The following is a 510-nucleotide window of genomic DNA, read 5'->3' as shown; positions in this document are numbered from 1 at the left end:
GAGCAGCCGACGCCCTGGTCGATCCAGCGCACGACATAGCCCAGAATGCCTTGCGCGTTGTTGTCGAGCTCGCGCTGGACCTCGTCGGGCGTCCAGTTCGGTCGCACGGCCACCGGCACCGACAATATGTCGTCGAGTCTCGCCTTTGGCCGGCTCTTCAGAGCCGCCTGGACGGCATGCACATCGACCTTGTGATAGTGCGTGGCGTGCAGCGTCGCCGCCGTCGGCGACGGCACCCAGGCGGTGTTGGCGCCGGCCTTGGGGTGGGCGATCTTCTCGACCAGCATCGCCGCCATCAAATCAGGCATCGCCCACATGCCCTTGCCGATCTGCGCATGGCCGGCGAGCCCGCATTCGAGACCGGTGTCGACATTCCAGGCCTCGTAGGCGGAAATCCAGGCGGCCTGCTTCATGTCGCCCTTGCGGATCATCGGGCCGGCTTCCATCGAGGTGTGGATCTCGTCGCCAGTGCGGTCGAGGAAGCCGGTGTTGATGAAGACAACGCGCTCC

At 65.7% G+C, this 510-nt stretch carries 1 pseudogene; it reads right to left on the bottom strand.

Annotated elements, in window-relative coordinates:
- A pseudogene (locus O7A60_RS31785) lies at positions 1-510 on the bottom strand (malate synthase G); the annotation flags it as partial.

This window comes from Mesorhizobium salmacidum (SeqCode) (genome assembly GCF_037179605.1).
GTDB classification, from domain to species: domain Bacteria; phylum Pseudomonadota; class Alphaproteobacteria; order Rhizobiales; family Rhizobiaceae; genus Mesorhizobium; species Mesorhizobium salmacidum.
The sequence above is the reverse complement of the archived record's forward strand: the minus strand, read 5'-3'. Positions and strand labels throughout refer to the sequence as shown.